This is a genomic window from Marinomonas gallaica (genome assembly GCF_001639745.1).
GTDB lineage: Bacteria > Pseudomonadota > Gammaproteobacteria > Pseudomonadales > Marinomonadaceae > Marinomonas > Marinomonas gallaica.
Genome location: NZ_LTAX01000001.1, coordinates 191,010 through 215,241, shown reverse-complemented (window position 1 = coordinate 215,241; position 24,232 = coordinate 191,010). Strand labels below are relative to the sequence as shown.

The window sequence follows — 24,232 nt, the reverse complement described above, 5'->3', positions numbered from 1 at the left end:
GTCAGAGGAGGTGCGAGCATGTCTTACATAATTGACCGCCGCCTAAATGGGAAGCACAAGAGTAGCGTCAACCGTCAACGCTTTTTGCGCCGTTATCGCGAACATATTCGTAAAGCAGTGGAGGAAGCGGTAAATCAGCGCAGCATACAAGACTTAGATCGTGGTGAACAAATCACGATCCCTAAGCGTGACATTCATGAGCCTCACTTTGGTCATGGTGAAGGGGGAATTGGGTCTATAGTCCATCCTGGTAATAAAGAATTTTCTTCCGGGGATCGTATACCGAAACCAGAGGGCGGCGGCGGTCAGGGCTCTGGTCAAGGTGATGCATCGAATCAAGGTGAGGGGGAAGACGATTTCGTTTTTCAAATCTCTCAAGAAGAGTTTCTCAACTTTGTGTTTGAAGATTTGGCATTACCAAATTTGGTACGTAAGAACCTCAAAGAAATTAAAGAATTTAGCCTAAAGCATGCTGGCGTGGTGTCTGAAGGGACGCCCTCAAAACTAAACATAGTGCGCTCAATGCGTAATGCATATGCTCGCCGTATGGTCATGAGTAGTGGTTCACGTAAGAAGTTAGCCGAAGTGGAGGCCGAGCGTGATGCCATCTTAGCCTTAGCGAGTGATACCGCGCCAGAAGAAAAAGCCAAGCTTGAATGGCTAGATGAGCAGATTGCATTATTGAAACAAAAAATTGAGCGAACACCTTTTTTAGACACTTACGACTTGCGCTATAACCATCATGTCAAAGAGCCTCTTCCTAGTACTAAAGCCGTGATGTTTTGTATCATGGATGTTTCAGGTTCCATGACGCAAGAAACCAAAAATGTCGCCAAGCGATTCTTTATCCTGCTGTATCTGTTCCTAACACGAAATTATGAAAAAATTGATGTGGTATTTATACGGCATCACACCAGTGCTAAAGAGGTATCGGAAGAAGAGTTTTTCTATTCTCGGGAAACCGGCGGCACCATCGTTTCCAGTGCATTGAAGCTGATGGAAAAAATTGTCAAAGATCGCTATTCGCCTGAGCAATGGAATATTTACGCGGCGCAAGCTTCCGACGGCGATAACTGGGACGACGACTCACGCATTTGTCGAAAAATCATGGAAGAGAACATTGTGGATCTAGTGCAGTATTTTACCTATATCGAGATCACACCAAGAGAACATCAAAGCTTGTGGCATTCCTATGAGCAAGTACAAGCGAATCATCCTAAAAGCTTTGCTATGCGAAATATAGTAGAGGTAGGTGATATTTACCCTGTATTCCGAGATCTCTTCCAAAGGAGGCAACATGAGTCGAACCAATAAAGAGTCCGACCTTCTGTCTCAAGGGCCTGATTGGTCGTTTGAATTAATTCAGAAGTACGACGAAGAAATTAGCAAAATCGCGGCTGATTTTGGTCTGGATACGTATCCGAATCAAATCGAAATCATCAGTTCTGAACAAATGATGGATGCCTATGCATCGGTAGGTATGCCACTCGGATACCATCATTGGTCCTACGGTAAGCAATTTTTAGAAACCGAACAAAACTATAAGCGTGGCCGTATGGGATTGGCCTATGAGATTGTTATTAACTCCTCTCCCTGTATTGCCTATCTTATGGAAGAGAACAATATGATGATGCAGGCCTTAGTCATCGCCCATGCTTGCTATGGTCACAACTCATTTTTTAAAGGCAATTACTTATTTCAAACATGGACCGATGCAACCGCCATTATTGATTATCTAGTGTTCGCTAAAAAATACATTTTAGAGTGCGAAGAGAAGTATGGCATTGAAGAAGTTGAGTTAACGTTAGATTCATGTCATGCGCTGATGAACTTTGGTGTCGACCGTTATAAACGTCCTGTTCCAATTTCTATGATTGAAGAAAAAGCCCGTCAGGATGAGCGAGAAAAGATTCTTCAGCAGCAGGTCAATGATCTGTGGCGAACCATTCCTATCATGGATAAAGCGGAGCAGCAGAGCAAAAATGAGTTTGTCTTCCCCAGTGAGCCTCAAGAAAATTTGCTGTATTTTCTTGAAAAAAATGCACCATTACTAAAACCTTGGCAGCGTGAAATCATTCGTATTGTGCGTAAAATGGCACAATACTTTTATCCTCAAAGGCAAACTCAAGTTATGAATGAGGGCTGGGCTTCGTTTTGGCATTACACACTCATGAATGAATTGTATAACCGGGGGAAAGTTGAAGAGGGCTTTATTTTAGAGTTCCTGCAATCCCATACGAATGTCGTGAGTCAGCCGAGCTTTGATTCACCTTACTATTCAGGCATTAACCCATACGCGCTTGGTTTTGCGATTTACACGGATATTAAGCGTATGTGTGAAAACCCTACCGATGAAGATCGGGAATGGTTTCCAGATATTGTTGGTAAACCATGGGTTGAGGTGTTGGATTTCGCTATGCGAAACTTCAAAGATGAGAGCTTTATTTTGCAGTTCTTGTCCCCTAAAGTGATGCGGGACTTTCGTTTCTTTGGCGTAGAAAATGATGTCTTAGATACCTACGTTGAGGTGAAAGAGATTCATAACAGTAGTGGCTATCAAGGGTTACGCCAGCGTCTGGCACAGCAATACAACCTCAGTCATCGAGAACCAAATATTCAAGTGCAGAGAGTCAATATCTATGGTGATCGGAGCTTAGTGCTTAAACATACGATGGACCATAGTCGTCCGCTTAATGAGGATACGATTGAAGTTGTGAAGCATTTCAAACGTTTATGGGGGTTTGATGTGCGACTAGAATCTTGGGATGGCGATCAGCTAGAACAAACCTACACCAGTCAAATTAACTCTGAAGAAACTCACTCTTAGTCAGTCATAGGGCGCAAAAAAGGGCTATCTATTGATAGCCCTTGCGAATAGTGTATAAAATGCATTGAAAGGTTAGATATTGAGCTTGTTGCTGGTTTTTAAGCGTTCAATCATTTCTACCTCGTTATCGATCTCTTCGACGCGATGATTCATCCCTTCAATAGAAGAAATGCTGCTTTGTACATCTTGAGTAGCCATTTCAGACATTTCACTCAGGCTACTGATTTGATTCGAAAGAGTTGTCGTACTTTCTAGTAATTTACCCATAAATGAATCAATTTTGTCTATGCTAAGCTCAATAGAGCCAACTGAGCTGTCCACTGCATGAATCGTTTCGCCGGTTTGGTCTAAGCTTTTTTGCGTGTTTTGTGACAACTGACGAACTTCATCTGCGACAACGGCAAAGCCTCGACCAGCTTCACCTGCTCGTGCGGCTTCAATTGCAGCATTGAGAGCAAGTAAGTTAGTTTGGTCAGCAATACCCGAAATGACTTTTAAAATACTCAGAACACGTTCAGCGTTTTCTTTTAATTCTTTTACATTAGAGACCATTTCAGTTCGGTCTTTCTCTTGTGCTTGGATGGCTTGGCTAAACTGTGAGAATTCAGAGGTTACGTCAGTTACGACATTTTGTGTCGAACTTGAATAGTTTGTCACCCGCTCAAAACTGGCCGTTACTTCTTGTAATAGCGGACGGTATTCAGATAAGTGATGAATAAGGTTCTCTTGAAGTTTATTCAGCTGTTGGCTGCTATTAAGCTGGGTTAATAGGAAGTATTCACGAAAATTCGCATAGTGCACTGGGAATTTATCAACAAAGTAATCTTTAAAGCGATCCCCTTGATTGACTTTAAAAAAGAACAACCCTGTAAGGGTTTGGTTCATGTGTATGCCTAGAATCTCCCCAAAAGTTGAGTAACCAGCGGCTTTAATGTCTTTGAAACTGGTGACTTTGTTGAGATCGTTTGGGTTGTTAAGACGACGCAAAATACAGTCATTGGCAATCATGGCCACAGGCTTGGATGGCTTATCTTGCATAAAGTTTTGAAATGCGCGTTCGGTACTGCCAGCGAAATCTTTTGCTTTCACTAAGACGAGCTCGTCACCAAAATCGAGGTCACAGAAGAAGTGAATCAGTCCTGCACTGGTGTCTATTGCAGCCACTGAGCGAATAAATAGCTCATTGCGAATGTTGACTGCAAAAGTGTGTCCCGTTAGCTTGCTTTCTAAGTCCGAAGGCTGGCAGTGAAAGTAGTGACACAAGTGATCAATGATATTGATCACTTTGCCTGTTTTTTTAGAAATAACACTGCTGACATTACGTCGCATCGCATCGGCTTCAGCAATGACAAACGATTCATTAGTCGACTCGAAATTATGAGTTTTAAGAATTCCAAATCGAGTATCTGTTTTCATTTTAACAAAGGCGACCACAGCACAGTTGTGCGCGACTTTCTTACCGTCATGAACTAATGCTTGTTGAAAGTCGAGCTTCCCTCCAGCAGAGCCACCTAAGAAATGGCAAGGAAACTCGCCAGTGGCGTACATAGCTTGCATGAAAAAGTTTTCTGAAGATGATAAGCCGTCGATAAAGGTAAGAGCGATGGTATCGTTGAAGTGGACAGGGAAGGGCAGCTTTACTTGATTGAACTCCTTCTCAATCGCTTTAATACGTTGTTTTTTGGACAGTCTAATCTCACCTGAGCGTAAGTCATCACAGTGCAGAGGAATAGACTGAATGTTTACTTCGTCAAAAAGGTCGCTACTAAAGCTTTGTAATACAATATTATCCCACTGGCCATTTGCTTGCTGATACATATTACTTTGACCACTGTTCAATTCACCAGCGGTCATGATACCGATGATTTTTGAACAGAATGGCGCGCAACTTTTGATTTTATTGACGGTGGATTCAAAATTCAGATTGGGTGATATATAGGCAAGAATCAAACGTGTTTCGGCATGCTTAAAAGACAAAGGAGCCAGTGACTCCGAAGAGATTTGTCCTGAGTTAAGCTGTATTACATTAGAAAATTCGCTTTTTGATTGCCCTTGTTCAGAGAGTCTTTCGCGTTTAAACCAAGCCATGTGTTGTTTCCTAATATAAGCGTTGCTTTGACTCCAGTGTATGCTTCTCTAAAATGTAAACCTATTGTGTTTATGTAAATTTAGGTGGCTTTTTGATACACGTCAATGACATAACTGAAGGAGGGTTAGACGTCTAACTCGGTTGCAACTGGCTTAATGCCGCAAAACATCAGTGTTAAATTTCGAAAGCCTAGCTCTATGTCCGGTCCATCTAGCCCTTTAATGCTTTGATCTAACAGCGCAATATAACGCTGCATGTAAGCTAAACTATTAAGAGCTAGCCTTTGATTTGCGCTTTCATAAATGGGAACTCTCTTGTCCCATATGCGTAATTGTTGACAGGCAGCACGTAGCCCTTTTTGCTGGGCTAAATGGCCCAGCTGCGCCAAAGTGGTCAGTTCACGATTAAAAAGCCAAAGCATAATGCTGTCTTCCACGCCTTCGGCACGCAGCTGGTTAAGGCAGTGAAGCGCTTCTTTTAGCTTACCTGTTAACAAACGATCACTGAGATCGTAGATGGAATATCGACTGGAATCGGCCACACTTTCAGCAATGGTCTGCTGTGATAATTGAGCACCTGGTCCATGGCTCAAGAGTAATTTTTCCAGCTCTTGCGAAAGTGCTAATAAGTTACCTTCACCGCGTTCGCATAGGATGGCAGCCGCTTCTTTGTCTAATTGTAAGTTCAAAGATTTAGCGCGTTGCTGTACCCAAGTAGGCAATCGGCTGGCATCAATTGGCCAAACTTGAACGAAAGTCCCAGCTTGCTCCAGTGAGCTAAACCATTTGGTTTTTTGAGTTTTGGCGTCGACCTTAGGTAATGACAGCAGAACCATATTATCGAGATTCATATGTTGAGCAACTTGAGCAAGCGCTTTGCTGTGCTTTTCAGACATTTTATCAATTTGGATATCAAACAAACGTCTTGTGGAGAACAAAGATAAAGCCTGCATTTCATTGATCACATCTTGCCAGTCAAACTGGGCGTCTGCGACGAATCTTAGGCGCTCTTCTATGCCGTGTTGTGTTGCATACAGGCGTACGCTGTCACAGGCCTCTTGGCACAGTAATACTTCGTCACCCGAGACAATATAAATAGGCTGCAGCCCTTTTTCTAAAGACTGGTTAAGCTGATCAGGACGAATTTTCATATTAGAACGGCGCGTAATTTAAGTCGTATACCAGCTCTTCGGCAAGCTGACTGCTGACGCGTTGCATTTGTTCGGCATTGTAAGCGGCCTTAATACTTTGTTCCGCATCTTGGTTATTCAACATGATAGACGTACTGACTGTACGAGGACCCCATAGGGCTTTACCTGTTTCATTGCGAATGAAGTAAGTTGCACTGATTCTTCGTTGGACTTGGGTGATGTCATTATCTGTGGCGCGAGCCATGACGGTGTCTTCGGTGTTCAATGGATTGACTTTCAATTCGTATAAATTAGCGCTAGGTTCGGCATCAATGGTCTCGATACCTGCTTGTGCCAAAGCAATACGTAAATCTCGGTTGAAGTCTTGAGAATGATCACTTAGTGATACAACTAAGGTTTGCAGTTGCGCAGGGACATTAAGTTCGCCACGTAGTTGAAAACCACATGCAGACAACAGCAGAGTTACAACGAGTATTGGAATGAACCAAAGTGAGCGGAGTTGCAAAGACATATAATTCCCATAAAAAAAGGGATGGCCTAAGCCACCCCTTGAGTCACTTAGTTTGCGACGATGTTTACCAAGCGTCCCGGTACAACAATTACTTTACGGACGGTTTTACCGTCGATAAATTTCTGAACGTTAGGATTAGCAAGGGCTTGAGCTTCGACATCTTTGCTGTCTGCGTTAGCAGAAACCGTAATTTCAGCACGCTTCTTACCCAGTACTTGGACTACGATAGTCAGTTCATCTTTAATTAATGCGGCTTCATCGACTGAAGGCCAGCCAGCATCTACCACGTTACCTTCGTAACCGAGTTCACTCCAAAGCTGGTGTGAAATATGAGGTACGATCGGTGCAAGTAGAAGCGTCGCTGCTTCAAGTGCTTCACGTTCTACTGCAAGGCCAAGCTCAGATTGATCTTCGAACTTGCTCACCTCATTACACAGTTCCATTACTGCGGCGATTGCCGTATTGAAGGTTTGGCGGCGCTCAATATCATCGCTTACTTTACTAATGGTTTCGTGCGTTTTACGGCGCAGAGCTTTCTGGTCGCCATTCAATGCTTCAACATCCAGTTTGCCCGGTGTGCCAGCATTGTTATGACGGTAAGCAAGTGCCCATAGGCGACGTAGGAAACGAGATGCTCCGTCTACGCCAGCATCGTTCCACTCTAGAGATTGCTCTGGTGGCGCAGTGAACATAATGAATAGGCGAACGGTGTCGGCACCATATTTTTCAATCATCTCTTGAGGGTCAACTGTGTTGCCCTTAGATTTCGACATCTTAGTACCGTCTTTGTTTACCATACCTTGCGTTAGTAGACGCTTGAAGGGTTCGTCAGAGGTTACCAAGCCTGCATCACGCAGCAATTTATGGAAGAAGCGTGCGTACAATAGATGCAAGATAGCGTGTTCAACACCACCGATGTATTGGTCAACTGGAAGCCAGTAGTTGGCTTCTTCAGTTAGCATGGCATCATCAGAATCTGGACAGCAGTACCGCGCGAAGTACCAAGACGATTCCATAAAGGTGTCAAATGTATCTGTTTCGCGCTCAGCAGGCTGACCGTTGTATGTTGTTGCAGAGAACTCAGGATTGTTCTTGATAGGTGAGTTCACACCATCCATAACAACATCTGTTGGCAGTTCAACGGGTAGCTGGTCGTGTGGTGTTGTGACAACTGAGCCGTCTGCAAGGTTGATCGTCGGGATAGGCGTTCCCCAGTAACGTTGACGGCTAACCCCCCAGTCACGTAGACGGTAGTTAACTTTACGCTCACCAATGCCTTTGTCAGTCATGAACGCCGAAATCGCATCAAATGCCGCAGCAAACTCTAACCCGTCAAATTCGCCGGAATTGCACAGAATACCTTTTTCAGTGAAAGCAGCAGCGCTGAGATCAATGGCTTCGTCGTTAGCCGGTTGAATAACTTGCTTAACGGGTAGACCGTACTTTTCGGCAAACTCAAAGTCACGTTGGTCGTGGGCTGGTACCGACATAACGGCACCTGAACCGTAATCCATCAAAACAAAGTTTGCTGCAAAGACTGGTACGGCTTCACCGGTAACAGGGTGGATAGCTTTGAAGCCCGTATCCATGCCTTTTTTCTCAACCGTTGCAAGGTCTGCTTCAGTTGTAGACGTATTTTTGCTCTCGTCAACAAATGCCGCAAGGTCAGCATTGGTTTCTGCGGCTTCAAGTGCAAGAGGGTGTGTCGCTGCTACAGCAACATACGTCACCCCCATGATAGTGTCTGGACGTGTCGTGTAAACGGATAGGCGCTCGTCTTTGCCTTCGACACCGAAGCTAAATTCAAGGCCTTCAGAACGACCAATCCAGTTGCGCTGCATGGCTTTTACTTTTTCAGGCCAGCCATCCAATTTATCTAGATCATTAAGCAGCTCTTCTGCGTAGTCAGTGATTTTAATGAACCACTGTGGAATGTGTTTGCGCACCACTTGTGTGCCACAGCGCCAGCAACCACCGTCTTCAACTTGCTCGTTAGCCAGCACGGTTTGGTCTTCTGGACACCAGTTTACGGCAGAGGTTTTTTTGTACGCTAGACCTTTTTCAACCAATTGAGTAAAGAACCATTGCTCCCACTTATAGTATTCTGGTTTGCACGTGGCAATTTCGCGGTCCCAGTCATAGCCAAAACCAAGCTTTTGTAGCTGGCCTTTCATGTAGGCGATGTTTTCATCGGTCCACTTGGCAGGAGCCGTTTTGTTTTTGATTGCCGCGTTTTCTGCTGGCATGCCGAATGCGTCCCAACCCATTGGTTGCATTACGTTTTTACCCAGCATACGCTGATAGCGAGAAATCACATCACCGATGGTATAGTTACGCACGTGACCCATGTGGAGACGGCCACTTGGGTAAGGGAACATGGATAGGCAGTAGTACTTTTCTTTGGTGTTATCGGCTACTGCTTTAAATACTTTGTTTTCGTCCCAAAAGCGTTGTGCAGCAGCTTCGATCTGCTGCGGACTATATTGTTCTTGCATGTGCTTTGATCATCCCGTAATAGGCGTTAAGTTTGTTTGGCGACGATTATACTGTACATCGCTTTGAAGCGAGTTTCGCCAACATAAAAATGAAATATCCGCTATTTTATATAGATGGGGCGCACAATAGAAGGCGCATAACGATGGAGTTGTACAATCTATGAAAAAAGATACTGATCAAGACCTAGATTTGGTTGAAGAAGCGAAGAAAACTCTAGCAGGCGCCAAGAATTGGTTTCTAGAGGATGTTGAATTAATGAAAGCCTACTGGCATGACCAAATGGGCTACACAGAAGCTTGGGTAGATGCGAATTGGCATTTGGTCAAAGATGAAAGTGAAGAGCTTGTTGGAGACCTTGACAAGAAAGAAGACATTGCTTTGCTGTGGTTGATTAATCATGCCAATAACAACCCCGTGCCATTAGAGCAGTGTTCTGTGGCTGGTCAAGAAGCCAGTGCAGGACGTTATATATGTATGGACTGTGGTCATGAGAATGCACATGAAGGCGGTGCGTTAAGTACCTGTGACGTATGTCACTATGGACTTTTATATTTCCAAGGTGAGTGACCATTGTTCATCCGCATGCTCCCAGCCATTAGGCTTGGGAGCGGCGATAAGGTAATAGAGCTAGCATAAATAACAGCAGTAATAATCCCCAAAGGCTGAGATTGCCGTGCATGACATACGGCGTATTACCTGACATTGTCGAAACGTTACCTGTCATTGTGGCGCGAACGAACTGCGGTAATTTACTGCTGATATGGCCTTTTTCATCAATGATGGCACTAACGCCAGTGTTGGTGGCGCGAATCATGTAGCGACCGGATTCTTTTGCTCTAAATTGAGCGATCTGCAAATGTTGTAGTGGGCCAATAGAGTCCCCGAACCAGCCATCGTTACTGATGGTAAGCAATATGTCACTGTCTCGTACCATAGCCCGAACGAGACTTGGGTACACTACTTCGTAACAGATAAACGGGGCAATGCTCAGTTCACCGGCCTGAAGTGTAGGCTGATTCACCGGGCCTTTACGAAACTGTGACATCGGCATGCCAAATAAGTCGAAGATTGGCCCAAACCATTCTGCTAAAGGGACGTACTCACCGAAGGGAACCAATTTTTGCTTTTCGTATAGACCAAAGCCATTGCCTGTTGCCCAAACGCCATTAAAGTAACCATTACGAGCCTCATCCCAAACAGGTACGCCTGTTATGAGAGTGGTATTTTGTTTAGCAAGATCTTCTGAAAAAGGTTTCAAGTAGGGTTTAACTTGGTGGAGAACATAGGTAATCGCAGTTTCAGGCCAGACAACGATGTCGCTATTGATATTTTCGATGGTCGCCTGCTGATAGTAAGTAAGAGTCGGCCCCGAATTTTCCGCTAGCCATTTCTCGTCTTGTGGCACATTGCCCTGTACTAATGTCACGGAGTGCTTTTCATTTGGCGTGACATAGTTAGGCGGCGTCATCGCTAGATAGCCTGCTATGACCCATAAGAATAGGGTAAATATTGCAAATCGGTAGTGCTGCTTCAAAAACACCGTATGTGCGAATGCTGCAGCGGTTAAAGCGACTATCGTGCTGACTAACCAGATGCCGCCAACAGGCAATAATTCGAATAACCAATTCAACTCACTAATATAGCCAGGCAAAAGCCATGGAAAGCCTGTAAAAAGAGTGCTGCGCAACCATTCAAATACCATAATCATGGAAACGAAAACGGGAATCGCCCAGACCTTGGGTAAGCGTTTCATGGTTTGGAAATAGGCGAGGCCGGCAAGGCCCCAATACAAAGAGGCTGCAGTGATGAATGCTAACGTAATGCCGATGGCGATGGGCAAGCCTACTTGGCCAAAATTCGCAATGCTGACGTAGACCCAAGATATCCCTGTGCCAAATAGCCCAAGCGCAAACGATAAGCCAAATGCGAAAGACTGCTTGTTACTTTGCGCGCCTTGCCATGCGAATGCTAGATAACTCATCGCAAGTAGATAAATAGGCCAAATATAAAACGGAGCAAAGCTCAGTGTAGACAACGCACCGAGTAAAAATAGGGCGGCTGATTGTTTTTTTGGGTGTTTCGAGAAGGACTGCAGGAGGCGTAAACGCCACCCTGTTACGTTCGTTGGTAAGGTGGCGTTGATGTTCATAATTACTGTGAAGATTCTTCCGTGACTTTTGAGACTTGCAAGGTTTTAACGCGACGGCCATCGGACTTAACCACTTTGAAATGGAAGTTCTCGAAGGCTAGCTCCTCTCCACGTGATGGTACATGCCCAAATTGCTGCACGATGATGCCACCAATGGTGTCAAATTCTTCTTCGCTAATACTCGAATTGAAGTATTCGTTGAAGTCTTCAACGGAGACTAACGCCGGAACAGAGAAGACACCTTCTTCAGCTGTTGTTTGAATATCTTCGTTCTCCAAGCGGTCTGTTTCATCTTCAATCTCACCGACGATCTGCTCGAGTACGTCTTCAATGGTGACTAAGCCTGACACACTGCCGTACTCGTCTAGAACGATGGCCATGTGGTAACGCTTGGTGCGAAACTCATTAAGCAGTACATTTAAGCGTTTACTTTCAGGGATAAAGTTCGCTGGACGTAAGCGATCCAAAATGTCTTCGATGGTGATGTCGCCGTCTTTAAACAACAAAGGCAATAGGTCTTTTGCGAGCAAGACGCCAAGAATCTCATCCGAGTCTTCTCCCACAACAGGAAAGCGAGAATGAGAGGAGTCAATCACTTTTCGAATAGAGGTTTTAGGATCATCTTCAGACTTGATAACCACCATTTGAGACGGCGGAATCATAATGTCGCGTGCCTGAACTTCAGAAACGGCCAGAGCCCCTTCGGCAATGCTGAATGCATCCCGATCAATGACTTCGGATTTTACCGCCGTTTGCAGCAGTTCGATAATGTCTTGACGGCTACGCGGCTCGTCATGAAAGGCTTGGGCCAAACGTTCAAACCAAGATTTCTGTTGATCGTTAGAACTTCCCGATCGGTCTTCGCTCATAGTGGTGAAACTCACTCGTTATCTAAATAAGGGTCAGGAATGGAAAGCGTTGCAAGAATTTGTGTTTCGAGTGCTTCCATTTCCTCTGCTTCATCGTCTTTTATATGATCATAACCGCGTAAATGCAATACGCCGTGGACAACCATATGCGCCCAATGGTGCAGTAGTGGCTTTTGTTGCTCTTCTGCCTCACGTTCAACCACTTGGCGGCAAATCACCAAGTCGCCTAATAGCGGCAGTTCGATACCGTCTGGTACTTCGAATGGAAAAGACAATACGTTAGTCGCACTGTCTTTTCCACGGTACTCAGAGTTTAATTCGCGACTTTCCGCTTCATCAACTAAACGAATAGTCATTTCAAACTCGCCATTCTCAGGCAGGGCGGCTTCTGCCCAACGTTGAAAGTCGGCTTCGCAGGGTAAGCCATGTTCTTGCTCGGTCGCTGTCTGTAAATCTAGATAGAAGTCTGACACGATTATTGGCCTTGCTCGTTTTGCTGTTGCGCTTCTCGTTCGGCACGACGTTGAGCTTCTTTCTCTTTGCGCTCAGCTTCGGCTTCCTCATCGAATTTATCGTACGCTTCAACGATGCGTTGAACCAATGGATGACGAACGACGTCAGACGAGTCAAAGTGAGTCATGCTGATGCCTTTCACATTGTCTAACACATGTAGAGCGTGCGCGAGGCCTGAGTTAGTGCCGCGCGGTAAGTCAACCTGAGTTCTATCGCCTGTGATGACCGCAGTAGAACCAAAGCCAATGCGCGTTAAAAACATCTTCATCTGTTCGCGAGTGGTGTTCTGACTTTCATCCAGAATAATGAAAGAGTTGTTCAGAGTACGACCGCGCATAAATGCCAACGGTGCGATTTCAATGACGTTTTTTTCAATTAATTTATCCACCAACTCAAAGCCCAGCATTTCATACAAGGCATCGTATAGAGGGCGTAGATAAGGATCGATTTTTTGTGATAAGTCACCGGGTAAAAAACCAAGCTTTTCACCAGCCTCTACGGCAGGACGAACCAGCATGATGCGTTCGACTCGATCCGCTTCCAACGCTTCTACAGCACAGGCAACCGCTAGGTAGGTTTTACCAGTACCCGCAGGACCAACACCAAAGTTAATGTCGTTTTTGCGAATTTCTTGAACGTAGCCTTGTTGGTTTTTACCCTTTGGCTTTATGAAGGCCTTGCGGGTTTTAATAACGACTTGGCCGCTTTCTGCCTTACCTTTTGAGAGTGCTTCAATAGCCGACTCTTGCAGGTATAGGTGAATGGTTTCTTTGGTGATTTCTTTTTGCGCTAACGCTTCACGGTAGATGCTTTGCAGCAGCATTTTCGTCGCGGCGACGCGATCACTGTCTTCGCCAGAAATTTCAAACAGCTCACCACGACGAGAAATTGTCACATCTAGGCGCTGTTCAATCTGTTTTAAATGATCATCAAATTGACCACATAAAGCGGCAAGAGCTGGAGCCTCAGAGGGCTCCAAGCGAATTTGTTGTGATGTTACAGATGATGTGTCCAAAATAGACCTTATTTAGTTAATTCGAAATCTGCATCCAACTCAGAGCCGACGAATTCGCCGAGTAATGAGTTCGGATAGGCATCCGTGATGACCACGTCAGCAAATTTGCCGATCAGTTTAGGATCGTCGGCAGGGAAGTTGACGATACGGTTATTTTCAGTACGACCTTGAAGTCGACCTGGATCACGAGGAGAGTAGCCACTTACTAAAATACGTTCAATGTTACCCACCATGTTTAAGCTAATATCATAAGCTTGCTGGATAATGCGACGTTGAAGAATCGCTAAGCGCTCTTTTTTCACCTCTTCCGGTGTATCGTCTTCTAAGTTAGACGCTGGCGTGCCTGGACGCTGGCTGTAGACAAAACTGAATGAGTGATCAAAGCCAATTTCTTGGATTAAGTTCATAGTATCGATGAAATCTTCATCGGTTTCACCTGGGAAGCCGATAATAAAATCAGACGATAAGCTTAGACCAGGTCGCGCAGCTTTAATACGGTTGATTTTATCAATATAGAATTGACGATCGTGGCCACGCTTCATACCAGACAAAACATTATCAGAGCCGCTTTGTACTGGTAGGTGAAGATGGCTGACCAGCTTTGGCTCAGTTCTGAATGCTTCGATTAAACTGTCCGTGAACTCAACCGGGTGGGACGTTGTGAAGCGAATACGCTCAACGCCAGGTATTTTCGCCGTGGCATGAATAACGTCCGCTAAATCCATTTCATCGCCTTCAGCGTTTTCACCACGGTAAGCGTTCACATTTTGGCCTAGTAGGTGAATCTCACGTACGCCTTGCTCAGCAAGTTGCGTCACTTCCACCATGATGTCTTCAAAGTGACGGCTCACTTCTTCACCACGTGTGTAGGGTACAACACAGAATGTACAGTATTTACTGCAACCTTCCATAACGGATACAAAGGCTTCGGCACCGTCAACGCGCGGCGCAGGTAGGTGGTCAAATTTCTCTATTTCAGGAAAAGTGACATCCGTAATCGGAATAGAGTTTGCCGCGGCATCGACCATTTGAGGAAGTTTATGCAGCGTTTGCGGGCCAAAGATCATGTCCACGTGTTTTGCGCGTTTGCGGATGTTGTCGCCTTCTTGAGACGCAACACAGCCACCCACACCAATTTTCAGGTTTGGATTCTTCTCTTTTAGTTTCTTCCAACGGCCCAGTTGGTGATACACCTTGTCCTGTGCTTTTTCACGAATAGAACAGGTGTTAAGCAGCAATACATCTGCTTCTTCTGCGTTGTCAGTAAGTTCCATCTCATGAGAATCGCCTAGAAGGTCTGCCATACGAGAAGAGTCGTATTCGTTCATTTGGCAGCCGTGCGTTTGGATAAAGAGTTTTTTAGCCATGTAAAAAGTAAACCTAGTAAAAATGTGAGTCATGTGACTTTGGCGCACATTATATTGAGGTTTTGGTCTGATTCCCATAGGGTGTGGAAATGCAGGAGCAGGATTTTCAAAATCTATTGCGAATTAGTGATGGCAGGCATGAATAAATAACCTATGCTGTCACCATAAACCTTGATGAATAAAGTTGCTTATGAAGTACTTCAAACCCTCTATTTTAGCTGGCTTAGTAGCCTTAACTTTGAATACCTATGCGGCGTCTGAGCTGCCAAACTTTGAGGTGGCACTAGGCGCTGGTGTGGCAAAAGATGAACCAGCGTTCAATATTGATTTAAGAGTGAATATTCCAGTTAACCAAAGGATTTCATGGCAAATCAACTTAGACAGTGACTATATCTTTGATGATCCTACCTTCAAGGATTACTCCATGTCAGAATTTAATGTGCTTGGCTTTTATCGTAAAGATGATTGGCGGCTGGGTGCAGGCCTAGGGTATTTAGAGAAAAAATCCCGAGATGACTCATTTGAAAAAGACACCATGGTCGTCAGTCATTTGTTGGCGGCCTATTATTGGGATGATTTAACATTGGACTGGCAATTTTCGGGATATGACAACGATTTTGATCGTGCTGTGTCCATGGAAACAGGCGTTTTGTGGTACCCCGATATGATTCGGCGTATTGGCCTCTATATAGAAGAGCAAGAGCGAGGCACAGGATGGCGTTTAGAAGGCTTTATTCAGCCACAAAAGTATAACCAACAGCTCGCCTTTGGTGTCATTGTTCGCGATGGGAAGGGGCCAGGATTTCCTTATTTAGGAATGGAAGCACGGTACTACTTTGATCGAGCGATCAAGATCAAAGATCGTGATCGTTCGTACCATTAAGTTTTATTTTTCGCAGAGTATACGTGACTTTAATATATGCCAGTAGTGCTCCTCAACGGGCATGACACTTAACCGGCTACCTTTTTGAATCAGCGGAAAGCCGTCTAGCTCAGGCCAGCTTTTTAATACAGCTAAAGTCAGTGGCTTTTTTAATATAGATTCAAAAGTGAGCTCTACTTGATCCCAGCGCGGTGTTTCGGCCGTAGACTTAGAGTCAAAGTATGGACTTTTGGGGTCCCAGCAACTGGGATCAGGGTGGGCAGTTTTTGAGACAGTCGCTGTGCCGACAATGGCTGGAACTTTACAGCTCGAGTGGTAGAAAAGCACAACATCCCCCTGTTTCATGTCACGCATGTAGTTACGTGCTTGAAAGTTGCGAACACCATCCCAGCTTTCACGCTGGCGATGTTTCAAATCGTTAATCGAAAACGCATCCGGCTCCGATTTCATTAACCAAATAGCCATTTTTCCTCGTCACAATGTTGCTGATTTTGCAGAAAGATACATAGATTTTGTTCATTAAGCTAAGGATAGCCTCTACAATTAAGATGCTTGTATGGAATAGTCCATTTGTAAAGGTGTGGTTGGAAGAAATATGGAGCAATTTGCTTGTAAAGATTTTTCTGCTTTGGACAAAGAATTAAAAGATGACTTGCTTGAATGCTATCTAGAAGCGCAGCAAGAAATAGAAGCGATTGTTAACGATATCGAATCCTCGGGTTTTACCCATGAAAAGCTCGATACACTGTTTCGTTCTTTGCACAGCATGAAAGGAAACTGTTCAGTTTGTTTTCTTGATCCACTTGTGGGGGCATTACATCGCCTAGAAGAAATAGTGGATGGCATGCGAGGTGGCTATATTCCTTATGACTCAGTGCTTGGTGAGTTAATTAATCAAGTATTGGATCAAGTCCTGCTACTGCTTAAGCAGCTACATCAATACCATGGTGCAGATACCAAACTGCTTAATTTTATGCAGTCTAATCTGGATAAAATCTATGCGGAAGAAGAGCCTTCAACTCGAGTGGCGTTAGCTGAGCGATTTCTGGCCCAAATGGGCGACGATGCGACCGCGGCACAAGAAAAAGCCAAAGAAGGGGCCGATAGTTTGGTCGTGAAAGTGGAATACGATGATGCCCAGCAAGCAGACATCGATCACTTTAGGCTGTTAAGCCAGAGACTTAACAAACTGCTAGGGTATTCTCCTGAGCGGGGTGAGCGCATCCTGAAGCTCAGTCAGCTGATCAATCAAGAGTGTACAGCGCCTGTTGATAAAGCTCAGCTATCTGCAGCTGCTTATATGCACAATATGGGGATGGCAATGATCCTAAAATGTGGAGACGACGAAGCGGCAAAGCAGCGAGCTGAGCACAATCACCCAATGGTAGGGGCTCAACTTCTTAGTAAACATGAAGGCTGGGATCAAGCATCTGATATGGTTATTAGTTATCAAGAGCGGTTTGACGGTTCAGGTTATCCAGAGGGGTTAGTGGGCGGCATGATACCGCAAGGGGCTTTTGTTTTATCCATGGCGGTGCGTTTTATCGATGTGGTATGGGGGAAATCCGGAGACGAGTACAAGAAAAGCGCCATGCGCGCGATTCAAAAAGTGAACTCTGAGAGTGCTAAAGGGATTCCTCCGCATCTAGTAGATGCTTTCAATCGTGCGGTTAGAAAACTACTGGTAGCAAAACAACGATAACGTTAAAGTACCGGTATGTTGCTCGTCATTAGATTGAATTGCTTTGAAAATACCGCTTGTTTACCATCCGCATTACAGTATTCCTTTCCCGAGCCGCCATCGCTTCCCGATGGCAAAGTTTAAGTTTCTCGCTGAGCACTTACGTGAGCTAGGTGTGTTAACCGATGATAACTGTTATGAACCTTCTCCTTTGTCTCTTAGTGTTTTGATGAGGGCTCATACTCCAACTTATGTACAGCGTTTTATTCGAGGTCAACTCACGATAGATGAGGAAAAGGCGATCGGCTTACCTTGGAGTGATTGGCTGGTTGAGCGAACATTGCGTGCCGTCTCAGGAACCTTGCTTACAGCAGAACTAGCGTTACAGTATGGACTTGCTTGTCATTTAGCGGGAGGAACGCATCATGCTTTTCCTGACCGCGGTGTTGGCTTTTGTATCTTTAATGATTTGGCAGTAACAGCGAAAGAGCTTGTGTATTCGGGTAAGGCAAGCAAGGTGATGATCATTGACTGCGATGTTCACCAAGGAGATGGTACGGCTGCATTTTTTGAGGACGATCCAAGTGTTGTTACGATATCGTTCCATTGTGAGGAGAACTTTCCACCTAAGAAACAGCTTGCCGGTATTAATATTGCTATCCCAAAGGGCGCTCAAGATACACATTATATGACGCTATTAGAGCAACATTTACCTAAGCTTTTGAGTGAGCATTGTCCTGATTTTGTTCTTTATGATGCTGGTGTCGATGTTCATCAAGATGATCGGTTAGGATACGTTCAGTTAACCGATGCTGGCATTTTTAAGCGAGATCAATATGTCTTAGAGCAAATCACGTCACTTGCCATACCTATTGCTTGTGTTATTTGGGGCGGATATGACCACGACAACCGTGTAGTGGCCGCTCGGCATGGCCTACTTCATCAAGCAGCAGACTGTGTATTTGCCAATAAAAAAATGCCGAACACTCTGTAAAGGGTGTTCGGCGCTGTAAAGATAACTCGGCTTAAGTTATCGCACAGGGAATGTACGGCACCATGATGTCAATCAGATCATTCTTTTGTTTTAGTTTTGTAAAATTCATGTATTGATTAGCAGAAAGCGCTAAAATGTATTTATGATCATATAATGAACAGGTGAGCGCGATGCAGATATCAAATAACGCCAGCTTTGGTTACGGTCAGTTGGGCTTGCAGCGAAGTCAAAACAGCTTAGAGCAAGCCAGTGCAAACATTGCTAATGCGAGTGTTGCTTCTCTTAAAGACTCTACGGGACTCAATAGTGATAATGTTATCCGTGAAAGTTTAGTGGATGTTAAGACCAGCGAGTTAAACGCGAAAGCCAATGCAAAGGTAATTGGTGCCGCAGATGACATGCTTGGCACCTTGATTGACTTAAAGGTTTAAAGTCCCATGCGGATTATGGGTAGAATACTGCCAACCAAACCGTTGGTTCTTCTTTTGATGTCTTAATAACTCTGTGTTTCTCATGCGCAGATATTAAAATATGATCACCGGGTTTCAGGGATACAACTCTTGCGTCTTCAAAAACAATGGCTCCAAATCCTTGTAGTACTGTCACCCATTCGTTTTCTGTCTGATCATACCATTTTCCGTCCAGCTCGCAGCCAGCTGGTGAAACGATTCGTTCGATTCGAACCGAGTCAGTGTTGGTTATTTCAGTAAGATGCTCCTGAGACGGATCTAACGGCAAGTTGCCAAAAATATTCTCGATCTTCACGGCCTATCCTTTGTTGTTATATTCTTCATGAAAGAAATTTTCGCGATATTAATGCGTTATCTTTACAAATTGATCACACTAAAGGATATTATGCAATTCTAATGTATTGAAAGGGTGGTCAATAATTTCTAATTTAGGAGTAGCTCATGCTCTATTGGGATATAAATATCGGCTGCGTTTACAAGCGCAGCAGCGGTTAATTTAGGGACGCCATAGACTTCAACCTGTTTGCCCAGACGGGTACGAATCTTCTCAGCCAGTAAATCAAAGTCGCCATCACCTGATACTAAAACAACGACATCTGCTTGCTCTGCAAACTCAATTGCATCCAGTGTGATACCAACATCCCAGTCGCCTTTTGCAGTACCATCAGAACGCTGTATAAAGGGCTTTGTCTTCACGTCAAAGCCAATCGCTTTTAAAATATTTTGAAATTGCTTTTGCTTTGGATCACCTCGATCTGTTGCATAAGCGATGGCCGTAATAACCTCTCGCCCCTTGGTTGCCATCGCCCAAAAGGTGTTGTAGTCAAAGTTACGTTGATAAGCTTGGCGAGTAGTGTAGTAGACATTTTGAACGTCGACGAACAGTGCAACTTTTTGCATTTAAGGCTCTTAAAAGTAATCCAGTAGACCTTCATGATAAACCGTATGGCGCTTATTAGTAGGTTTTAATTCAAGAGGTTGGGGCAGACGCTTTTAATTAGGCTTTCTTTACGAACTTTGCAGTAATGTACATTTCACCATGACCATCTACTTTACAGTCCAGTTGGTGATCCTTACCTTCTCGGATACGTTTAATGATGGCTTTTGTGCCTATTTTGATGCCTTGCGAGCTGCCTTTTACTTTTACATCTTTCGCAAGCGTGATTTTATCTCCTTCAGATAGTAGAGAGCCGTTGGCGTCTTTTACCACTATTTCATCATCACTGTTATTGGGCTCGTCTGGATTCCATTCGTAAGAGCACATAGGGCAAATTAAATTCTCTTGGTCTTGATAGACATAAGCGTCTTCGCATTTAGGGCAGGGCGGTAAGGGCATGAGAGGTGACTTCTTGAAATTTACGAAGCTTGTATTTTAATCGCTTAATAGCTTTAGATCGAGTGTCTGCTTATCCAATGGGGATTGAAAGGTGAAGCATGAGGTATGCACGCTTTATTCATAGATCAAGGTTGTATTCGTGTACATGAGACGCAACAATGCTTAAAACGTTTATTTAAAGGAAGCCCTATGAAATCTGTTTCACTCAAATTAATTGGCGCAACGGTGTTGATGACATTAGCAGGCTGTCAAACCGCGTATTACGGTGCGATGGAAAAAATTGGTATCGATAAGCGAGATATCCTAGTAGATCGCGTAGAGAATGTTCGAGACAGTCAAAAAGATAGCCAAGAAGAGTTTCAAACGGCTTATCAACGTCTGGTTGTGTTGACGGATTTTGATGGCGGTGATTTTGAAGACGTATACGATCAATTGAACAGCGACTATCAAAGTAGTAAAAAAGCGGCGGATCGTGTCTCGCAAAAAATTGATGACGTGGAAGACGTCGCAGATGATCTGTTTGATGAGTGGGAAGACGAATTATCCCAGTACTCGAACGAAAAATTACGTCGTACAAGCGAAGCCAAACTAAAGGCGACACAGCGTCAATTTAGTCAGTTATTACGTAGTATGCATCAAGCGGAAGCGAAAATGGCACCGGTTTTGGCCACATTAAATGATAATGTTTTGTATCTGAAGCATAATTTGAACGCGTCAGCGATTAGTGCCATAAAAGGTGAGTTTGCCAGTTTAAAAACCGATATTTCTGGCTTAATTAACGAAATGAGTGAAGCGATTGAAGAGTCAGATGCCTTTATCGCAACGCTAAAGCAGTAGCGTTAAATCATTTGGTGGAGCATGGCGCTTCACCAAATGAAAATGTCATTTAAAATTCATACCGCATTATAAGGCCAAATACACAGTCCCTGACAAGGCTTATCAAAGCAAAGGCCATGGCTTGTTCAAGTCAAATACCGATATTCGCCATTTTTTGTGCCTCAATTATTCGTATTGTGAACCGCCCTTTAATTCACGAGAGATCACCTTTATTTCCAACTCAGCAAACACTGATAGGCTTACATGATTGGCGAATTTGACCGCTAATTCTAGGGTCCTGCTCGAGCGTGTGCTCCGAATTCACAGTCTCAAAGTGAGTGTAAACATATTCTATTTTGTTATATGTGATGGGTGAAAATCTCCATACTCTGTTTAAAATACTTAATAATCAGTGACTTGATGTTTTTTTAGCAAATGCTTCCGATTTCAAACTACAAGCATTACGTCTTTTTTTAAAGAAACTGTAATGTTACGGTGTTAATGTGTTTTTAATTGAACGTTTAGTTAAAAAAAGGAATAGCATGAATATTATTAATAAATCACTTCTTGTCGGCGGTCTTTGCCTTGCTTCATACAGTGCTGTTGCAGCAGAAGTTAAAAACGTTATCTTAATGATTGGCGACGGTATGGGGCCGCAACAAGTCGGTATGCTTGAGACCTACGCACAAAAAGCGCCTCATTCTATTTATCAAGGTCGATCAACCGCATTACATAATTTAGCGCATGATGGCGTTGTCGGTTCATCATTAACGTACCCTAGTGACGCAATTGTCGTTGACTCTGCTTGTTCTGCCACTCAACTTTCTACTGGCGTACAAACTGGTTCAGAAGTAATTGGTATTGATGCAGACGGTAATATTGTTGAAACCGTATTAGAAAAAGCGAAGCGCTTAGGTAAATCAACAGGATTGGTATCTGATACTCGATTAACGCATGCGACACCTGCTGCTTTTGCTGCACATCAACCTCATCGTTCTCTAGAAAACGAAATTGCAGTAGACATGCTAAATACTGGCCCTGATGTCATGCTGTCTGGTGGTTTACGTTATTGGATACCTGAATCTACCAATGAAAAAGGTGACACTTACACTGCATTAGAAACACTTACGGGTGGTGATGTCTATCTGAAATCAAAGCGTAAAGACGAGCGAAATCTTCTATTAGAAGCGCAAGATAAAGGTTATGGTTTAGCGTTTAATAAAGATCAATTAGAAGCATCAGAGTTTGGCAAATTGCTTGGTCTATTTGCGTACTCAGGCATGATGGACGGTATTCGTTACAGTAATTCAAAAGACTCATCAGAACGAACGCAGCCTTCCTTAAAAGAAATGACTGAAAAAGCGTTATCTATTTTAGAGAAAGACGAAGATGGCTTTTTCTTGATGGTCGAAGGCGGCCAGATTGACTGGGCTGCTCACTCAAACGATGCTGGTACTATGTTGCATGAACTTTTGAAGTTTGATGAGGCCATTCAAGTTGTTTATGACTGGGCGAAAGACCGTGATGACACAATTGTTGTTGTGACAGCCGATCATGAAACGGGCTCATTTGGTTTCAGTTATTCATCTGACAATATCCCAGCGCCACAAGAGAAGCCGGGTGTTGCTTTCCAAGCCGCAGACTACGCGCCAAATTTCAATTTCGGCAGCTTCGATATTCTTGATGGGTTGTATAACCAGAAGAAGAGTTATTATGATATTTTAGCGGATTTTGAAAAATTACCAGAGGCTGATCATAATGCCGAAAATCTGCGTAAAGTAGTGAACCAGAACTCAGACTTTGATATTACGCTTGCGCAAGCGGAAGAAGTACTGCACGACAAGCCAAACCCTTACCACACACATGGCCACAGCTACCTAGAAGCGGAAACGGTTCCTGCGATTCAAGATTTTGACGCATTTTTCCCATACAACGATCGAGGAAATCTGCTAGGTCGTGTCCAAGCAACAGCGCAAAATACCGTTTGGGGAACTGGGACGCATACCAGTACTCCAGTCAATGTGTTTGCTTGGGGTCCGGCAGAAGCTATATTACCAATCTCTTCAATACAGCATCATTCAAAAGTCGGCCAATTCTTGAAAGATTCTGTTGAGTAAAATAGCGGTATAGTTATAGATAAAAAACCTCTATTTTTAGAAATAGGGGTTTTTTGTCTCATCATCTTTTAAATGCTGGGCTATATTGCACCGGTTATTACCTGATTAAGAAGTGTGGTAAATTGAGTTATCGTCTATTCGTTACGGAATTGAGTTATTGCCCTTTGTGCCGAGCGCAAAATCAGTGTGCCATAACGTTAGGGCATTCAGCTGACAGTTGCTGGTGCCATGATCCAAATGTGTCAGTACCAGCCAATTTGCTTGCTAAGGTTCCAGATGTGTTGAAAGGCAAGGTTTGTATCTGCCAGAAATGCGTAGAAGAAAGTTCAATTAAAACGGGCAGGGTGCAACAAATTTCACCCAAGCGTTGGTAAACGGATGGAAAAACTCAATTCGATACGCGTGCAATAACAGTCGATCATTATCTGATGTTTCTACAGAATCATAAAACTCATCCCCTAAAATAGGATGCCCAAGGCTTTGCATGTGTACGCGTAGCTGATGAGAACGGCCAGTGATAGGTTTTAAGCTCACCCGTGTATGGCCGCCTTCAATGCTTAGAAGCGTCCATTGAGTGATAGAATCTTTGCCCCACTGCGTGCAAATCATCTGGCGAGGGCGTCGATCCCAATCGCAGCGAAGCGGTTTACGCACTTCTCCCCATTGTCCTAAAAGCTCGCCGCGAATAATCGCTCGGTACTCTTTTTCAACATGGCGCTCACGAAATTGCGCATACATGCGCTTTTGACACTCCAAATCTTTAGCGATCAAAATCAAGCCAGACGTGGCACAGTCTAAGCGATGAATAGCATGGGCTTCGCCAAACAGTTGCTCCGCCCGCGTTAAAATAGAGTCGTATTTGTCCGGCCCACGACCGGGCACAGACAAAGTGTTGGCTGGTTTATTCACAACAACCAGCCATTGATCTTCATAGAGTATCTCTAACATC

The 24,232-nt window shown here is 44.1% G+C and carries 24 protein-coding genes; 10 read left to right on the top strand and 14 right to left on the bottom strand.

Annotated features, from left to right (window positions below):
* Window positions 1-18 precede the first annotated feature (18 nt).
* Window positions 19-1,314 carry a YeaH/YhbH family protein gene (locus AYW76_RS01010; RefSeq protein ID WP_067034289.1) on the top strand — a complete coding sequence of 432 codons (1,296 nt, stop codon included), beginning with the start codon at window positions 19-21 and terminating at the stop codon, window positions 1,312-1,314.
* Window positions 1,298-2,827, top strand: a complete 1,530-nt coding sequence (locus tag AYW76_RS01005; protein WP_067214693.1) for a SpoVR family protein — start codon at window positions 1,298-1,300, stop codon at window positions 2,825-2,827. The genes AYW76_RS01010 and AYW76_RS01005 overlap by 17 nt, the downstream gene beginning before the upstream one ends.
* A 72-nt stretch (window positions 2,828-2,899) precedes the next feature.
* Here AYW76_RS01005 and AYW76_RS01000 read toward each other — a convergent pair whose 3' ends face one another.
* From AYW76_RS01000 to leuS, 4 genes are all read right to left on the bottom strand, one after another.
* Window positions 2,900-4,915 (bottom strand): methyl-accepting chemotaxis protein, encoded by a 2,016-nt coding sequence (locus AYW76_RS01000; RefSeq protein WP_067214691.1) that lies wholly within the window; start codon window positions 4,913-4,915, stop codon window positions 2,900-2,902.
* Window positions 4,916-5,040: 125 nt separating this feature from the next.
* Window positions 5,041-6,066 carry a DNA polymerase III subunit delta gene (holA, locus tag AYW76_RS00995; RefSeq protein WP_067214683.1) on the bottom strand — a complete coding sequence of 342 codons (1,026 nt, stop codon included), beginning with the start codon at window positions 6,064-6,066 and terminating at the stop codon, window positions 5,041-5,043.
* 1 nt (window position 6,067) lies between these two features.
* Window positions 6,068-6,577, bottom strand: a complete 510-nt coding sequence (locus AYW76_RS00990) for an LPS-assembly lipoprotein LptE (RefSeq protein ID WP_067214680.1) — start codon at window positions 6,575-6,577, stop codon at window positions 6,068-6,070.
* Window positions 6,578-6,624: 47 nt separating this feature from the next.
* Window positions 6,625-9,072, bottom strand: a complete 2,448-nt coding sequence (gene leuS, locus AYW76_RS00985; RefSeq protein ID WP_067214677.1) for a leucine--tRNA ligase — start codon at window positions 9,070-9,072, stop codon at window positions 6,625-6,627.
* Window positions 9,073-9,232: 160 nt separating this feature from the next.
* Here leuS and AYW76_RS00980 point away from each other — a divergent pair, with 160 nt between their 5' ends.
* Window positions 9,233-9,640 carry a hypothetical protein gene (locus AYW76_RS00980; RefSeq protein ID WP_067214674.1) on the top strand — a complete coding sequence of 136 codons (408 nt, stop codon included), beginning with the start codon at window positions 9,233-9,235 and terminating at the stop codon, window positions 9,638-9,640.
* Window positions 9,641-9,668: 28 nt separating this feature from the next.
* Here the strand turns inward: AYW76_RS00980 and lnt are convergent, their stop codons facing one another.
* From lnt to miaB, 5 genes are read right to left on the bottom strand one after another with little or no spacing between them, the layout of a single operon-like run.
* The gene (gene lnt, locus AYW76_RS00975) at window positions 9,669-11,222 is read right to left on the bottom strand and encodes an apolipoprotein N-acyltransferase (protein ID WP_082866043.1); all 1,554 of its coding nucleotides are present in this window, start codon (window positions 11,220-11,222) and stop codon (window positions 9,669-9,671) included.
* Window positions 11,223-11,224: 2 nt separating this feature from the next.
* Window positions 11,225-12,091, bottom strand: coding sequence for an HlyC/CorC family transporter (locus AYW76_RS00970; protein WP_067034264.1), 867 nt, complete (start codon window positions 12,089-12,091; stop codon window positions 11,225-11,227).
* Between the two features lie 11 nt (window positions 12,092-12,102).
* Window positions 12,103-12,564 carry an rRNA maturation RNase YbeY gene (gene ybeY / locus AYW76_RS00965; RefSeq protein WP_067034261.1) on the bottom strand — a complete coding sequence of 154 codons (462 nt, stop codon included), beginning with the start codon at window positions 12,562-12,564 and terminating at the stop codon, window positions 12,103-12,105.
* A 2-nt stretch (window positions 12,565-12,566) separates the two neighbouring features.
* Entirely contained in the window at window positions 12,567-13,619 is a 1,053-nt protein-coding gene (locus AYW76_RS00960; RefSeq protein WP_067034258.1) for a PhoH family protein, read from the bottom strand.
* A gap of 8 nt (window positions 13,620-13,627) precedes the next feature.
* Window positions 13,628-14,986, bottom strand: a complete 1,359-nt coding sequence (gene miaB, locus AYW76_RS00955) for a tRNA (N6-isopentenyl adenosine(37)-C2)-methylthiotransferase MiaB (RefSeq protein ID WP_067034255.1) — start codon at window positions 14,984-14,986, stop codon at window positions 13,628-13,630.
* Window positions 14,987-15,176: 190 nt separating this feature from the next.
* On the opposite strand from miaB, the gene AYW76_RS00950 reads away from it, so the two are divergent.
* Window positions 15,177-15,869: a hypothetical protein gene (locus tag AYW76_RS00950; RefSeq protein WP_067214671.1), complete on the top strand. Its 693-nt coding sequence runs from the start codon at window positions 15,177-15,179 to the stop codon at window positions 15,867-15,869.
* A 3-nt stretch (window positions 15,870-15,872) separates the two neighbouring features.
* Here AYW76_RS00950 and AYW76_RS00945 read toward each other — a convergent pair whose 3' ends face one another.
* On the bottom strand, window positions 15,873-16,334 hold the full coding sequence (locus tag AYW76_RS00945) for an EVE domain-containing protein (RefSeq protein ID WP_067214668.1): 462 nt from the start codon (window positions 16,332-16,334) through the stop codon (window positions 15,873-15,875).
* A gap of 130 nt (window positions 16,335-16,464) precedes the next feature.
* Here AYW76_RS00945 and AYW76_RS00940 point away from each other — a divergent pair, with 130 nt between their 5' ends.
* The 3 genes from AYW76_RS00940 to AYW76_RS00930 all read left to right on the top strand — a co-directional run bounded on the left by AYW76_RS00940 (window position 16,465) and on the right by AYW76_RS00930 (window position 18,975).
* Complete coding sequence (locus tag AYW76_RS00940) at window positions 16,465-17,571, top strand: HD-GYP domain-containing protein (RefSeq protein WP_067214666.1); 1,107 nt, start codon at window positions 16,465-16,467, stop codon at window positions 17,569-17,571.
* 43 nt (window positions 17,572-17,614) lie between these two features.
* Window positions 17,615-18,544 (top strand): histone deacetylase family protein, encoded by a 930-nt coding sequence (locus tag AYW76_RS00935; RefSeq protein WP_067214660.1) that lies wholly within the window; start codon window positions 17,615-17,617, stop codon window positions 18,542-18,544.
* 170 nt (window positions 18,545-18,714) lie between these two features.
* Entirely contained in the window at window positions 18,715-18,975 is a 261-nt protein-coding gene (locus tag AYW76_RS00930; RefSeq protein WP_067214656.1) for a hypothetical protein, read from the top strand.
* Window positions 18,976-18,988: 13 nt separating this feature from the next.
* On the opposite strand, the gene AYW76_RS00925 is transcribed toward AYW76_RS00930, so the two are convergent.
* From AYW76_RS00925 to AYW76_RS00915, 3 genes are all read right to left on the bottom strand, one after another.
* Entirely contained in the window at window positions 18,989-19,309 is a 321-nt protein-coding gene (locus AYW76_RS00925) for a cupin domain-containing protein (protein WP_231872513.1), read from the bottom strand.
* 128 nt (window positions 19,310-19,437) lie between these two features.
* Entirely contained in the window at window positions 19,438-19,914 is a 477-nt protein-coding gene (locus AYW76_RS00920; protein WP_067214653.1) for a LabA-like NYN domain-containing protein, read from the bottom strand.
* Window positions 19,915-20,011: 97 nt separating this feature from the next.
* Window positions 20,012-20,350, bottom strand: coding sequence for a zinc ribbon domain-containing protein YjdM (locus tag AYW76_RS00915; RefSeq protein WP_067214650.1), 339 nt, complete (start codon window positions 20,348-20,350; stop codon window positions 20,012-20,014).
* Between the two features lie 189 nt (window positions 20,351-20,539).
* Between AYW76_RS00915 and AYW76_RS00910 the strand changes: the two genes are divergently transcribed.
* From AYW76_RS00910 to AYW76_RS19610, 3 genes are all read left to right on the top strand, one after another.
* Window positions 20,540-21,187, top strand: coding sequence for a DUF2959 domain-containing protein (locus AYW76_RS00910; protein WP_067215140.1), 648 nt, complete (start codon window positions 20,540-20,542; stop codon window positions 21,185-21,187).
* 521 nt (window positions 21,188-21,708) lie between these two features.
* Window positions 21,709-23,283: an alkaline phosphatase gene (locus AYW76_RS00905; protein ID WP_067214648.1), complete on the top strand. Its 1,575-nt coding sequence runs from the start codon at window positions 21,709-21,711 to the stop codon at window positions 23,281-23,283.
* Between the two features lie 53 nt (window positions 23,284-23,336).
* A complete protein-coding gene (locus tag AYW76_RS19610) occupies window positions 23,337-23,657 on the top strand; it encodes a cysteine-rich CWC family protein (RefSeq protein ID WP_197467741.1) in 321 nt (106 codons plus the stop codon).
* Here the strand turns inward: AYW76_RS19610 and AYW76_RS00900 are convergent.
* Entirely contained in the window at window positions 23,614-24,231 is a 618-nt protein-coding gene (locus tag AYW76_RS00900) for an RluA family pseudouridine synthase (RefSeq protein ID WP_067214646.1), read from the bottom strand. The two genes, AYW76_RS19610 and AYW76_RS00900, sit on opposite strands and share 44 nt — an antisense overlap.
* Window position 24,232: the final 1 nt, after the last annotated feature.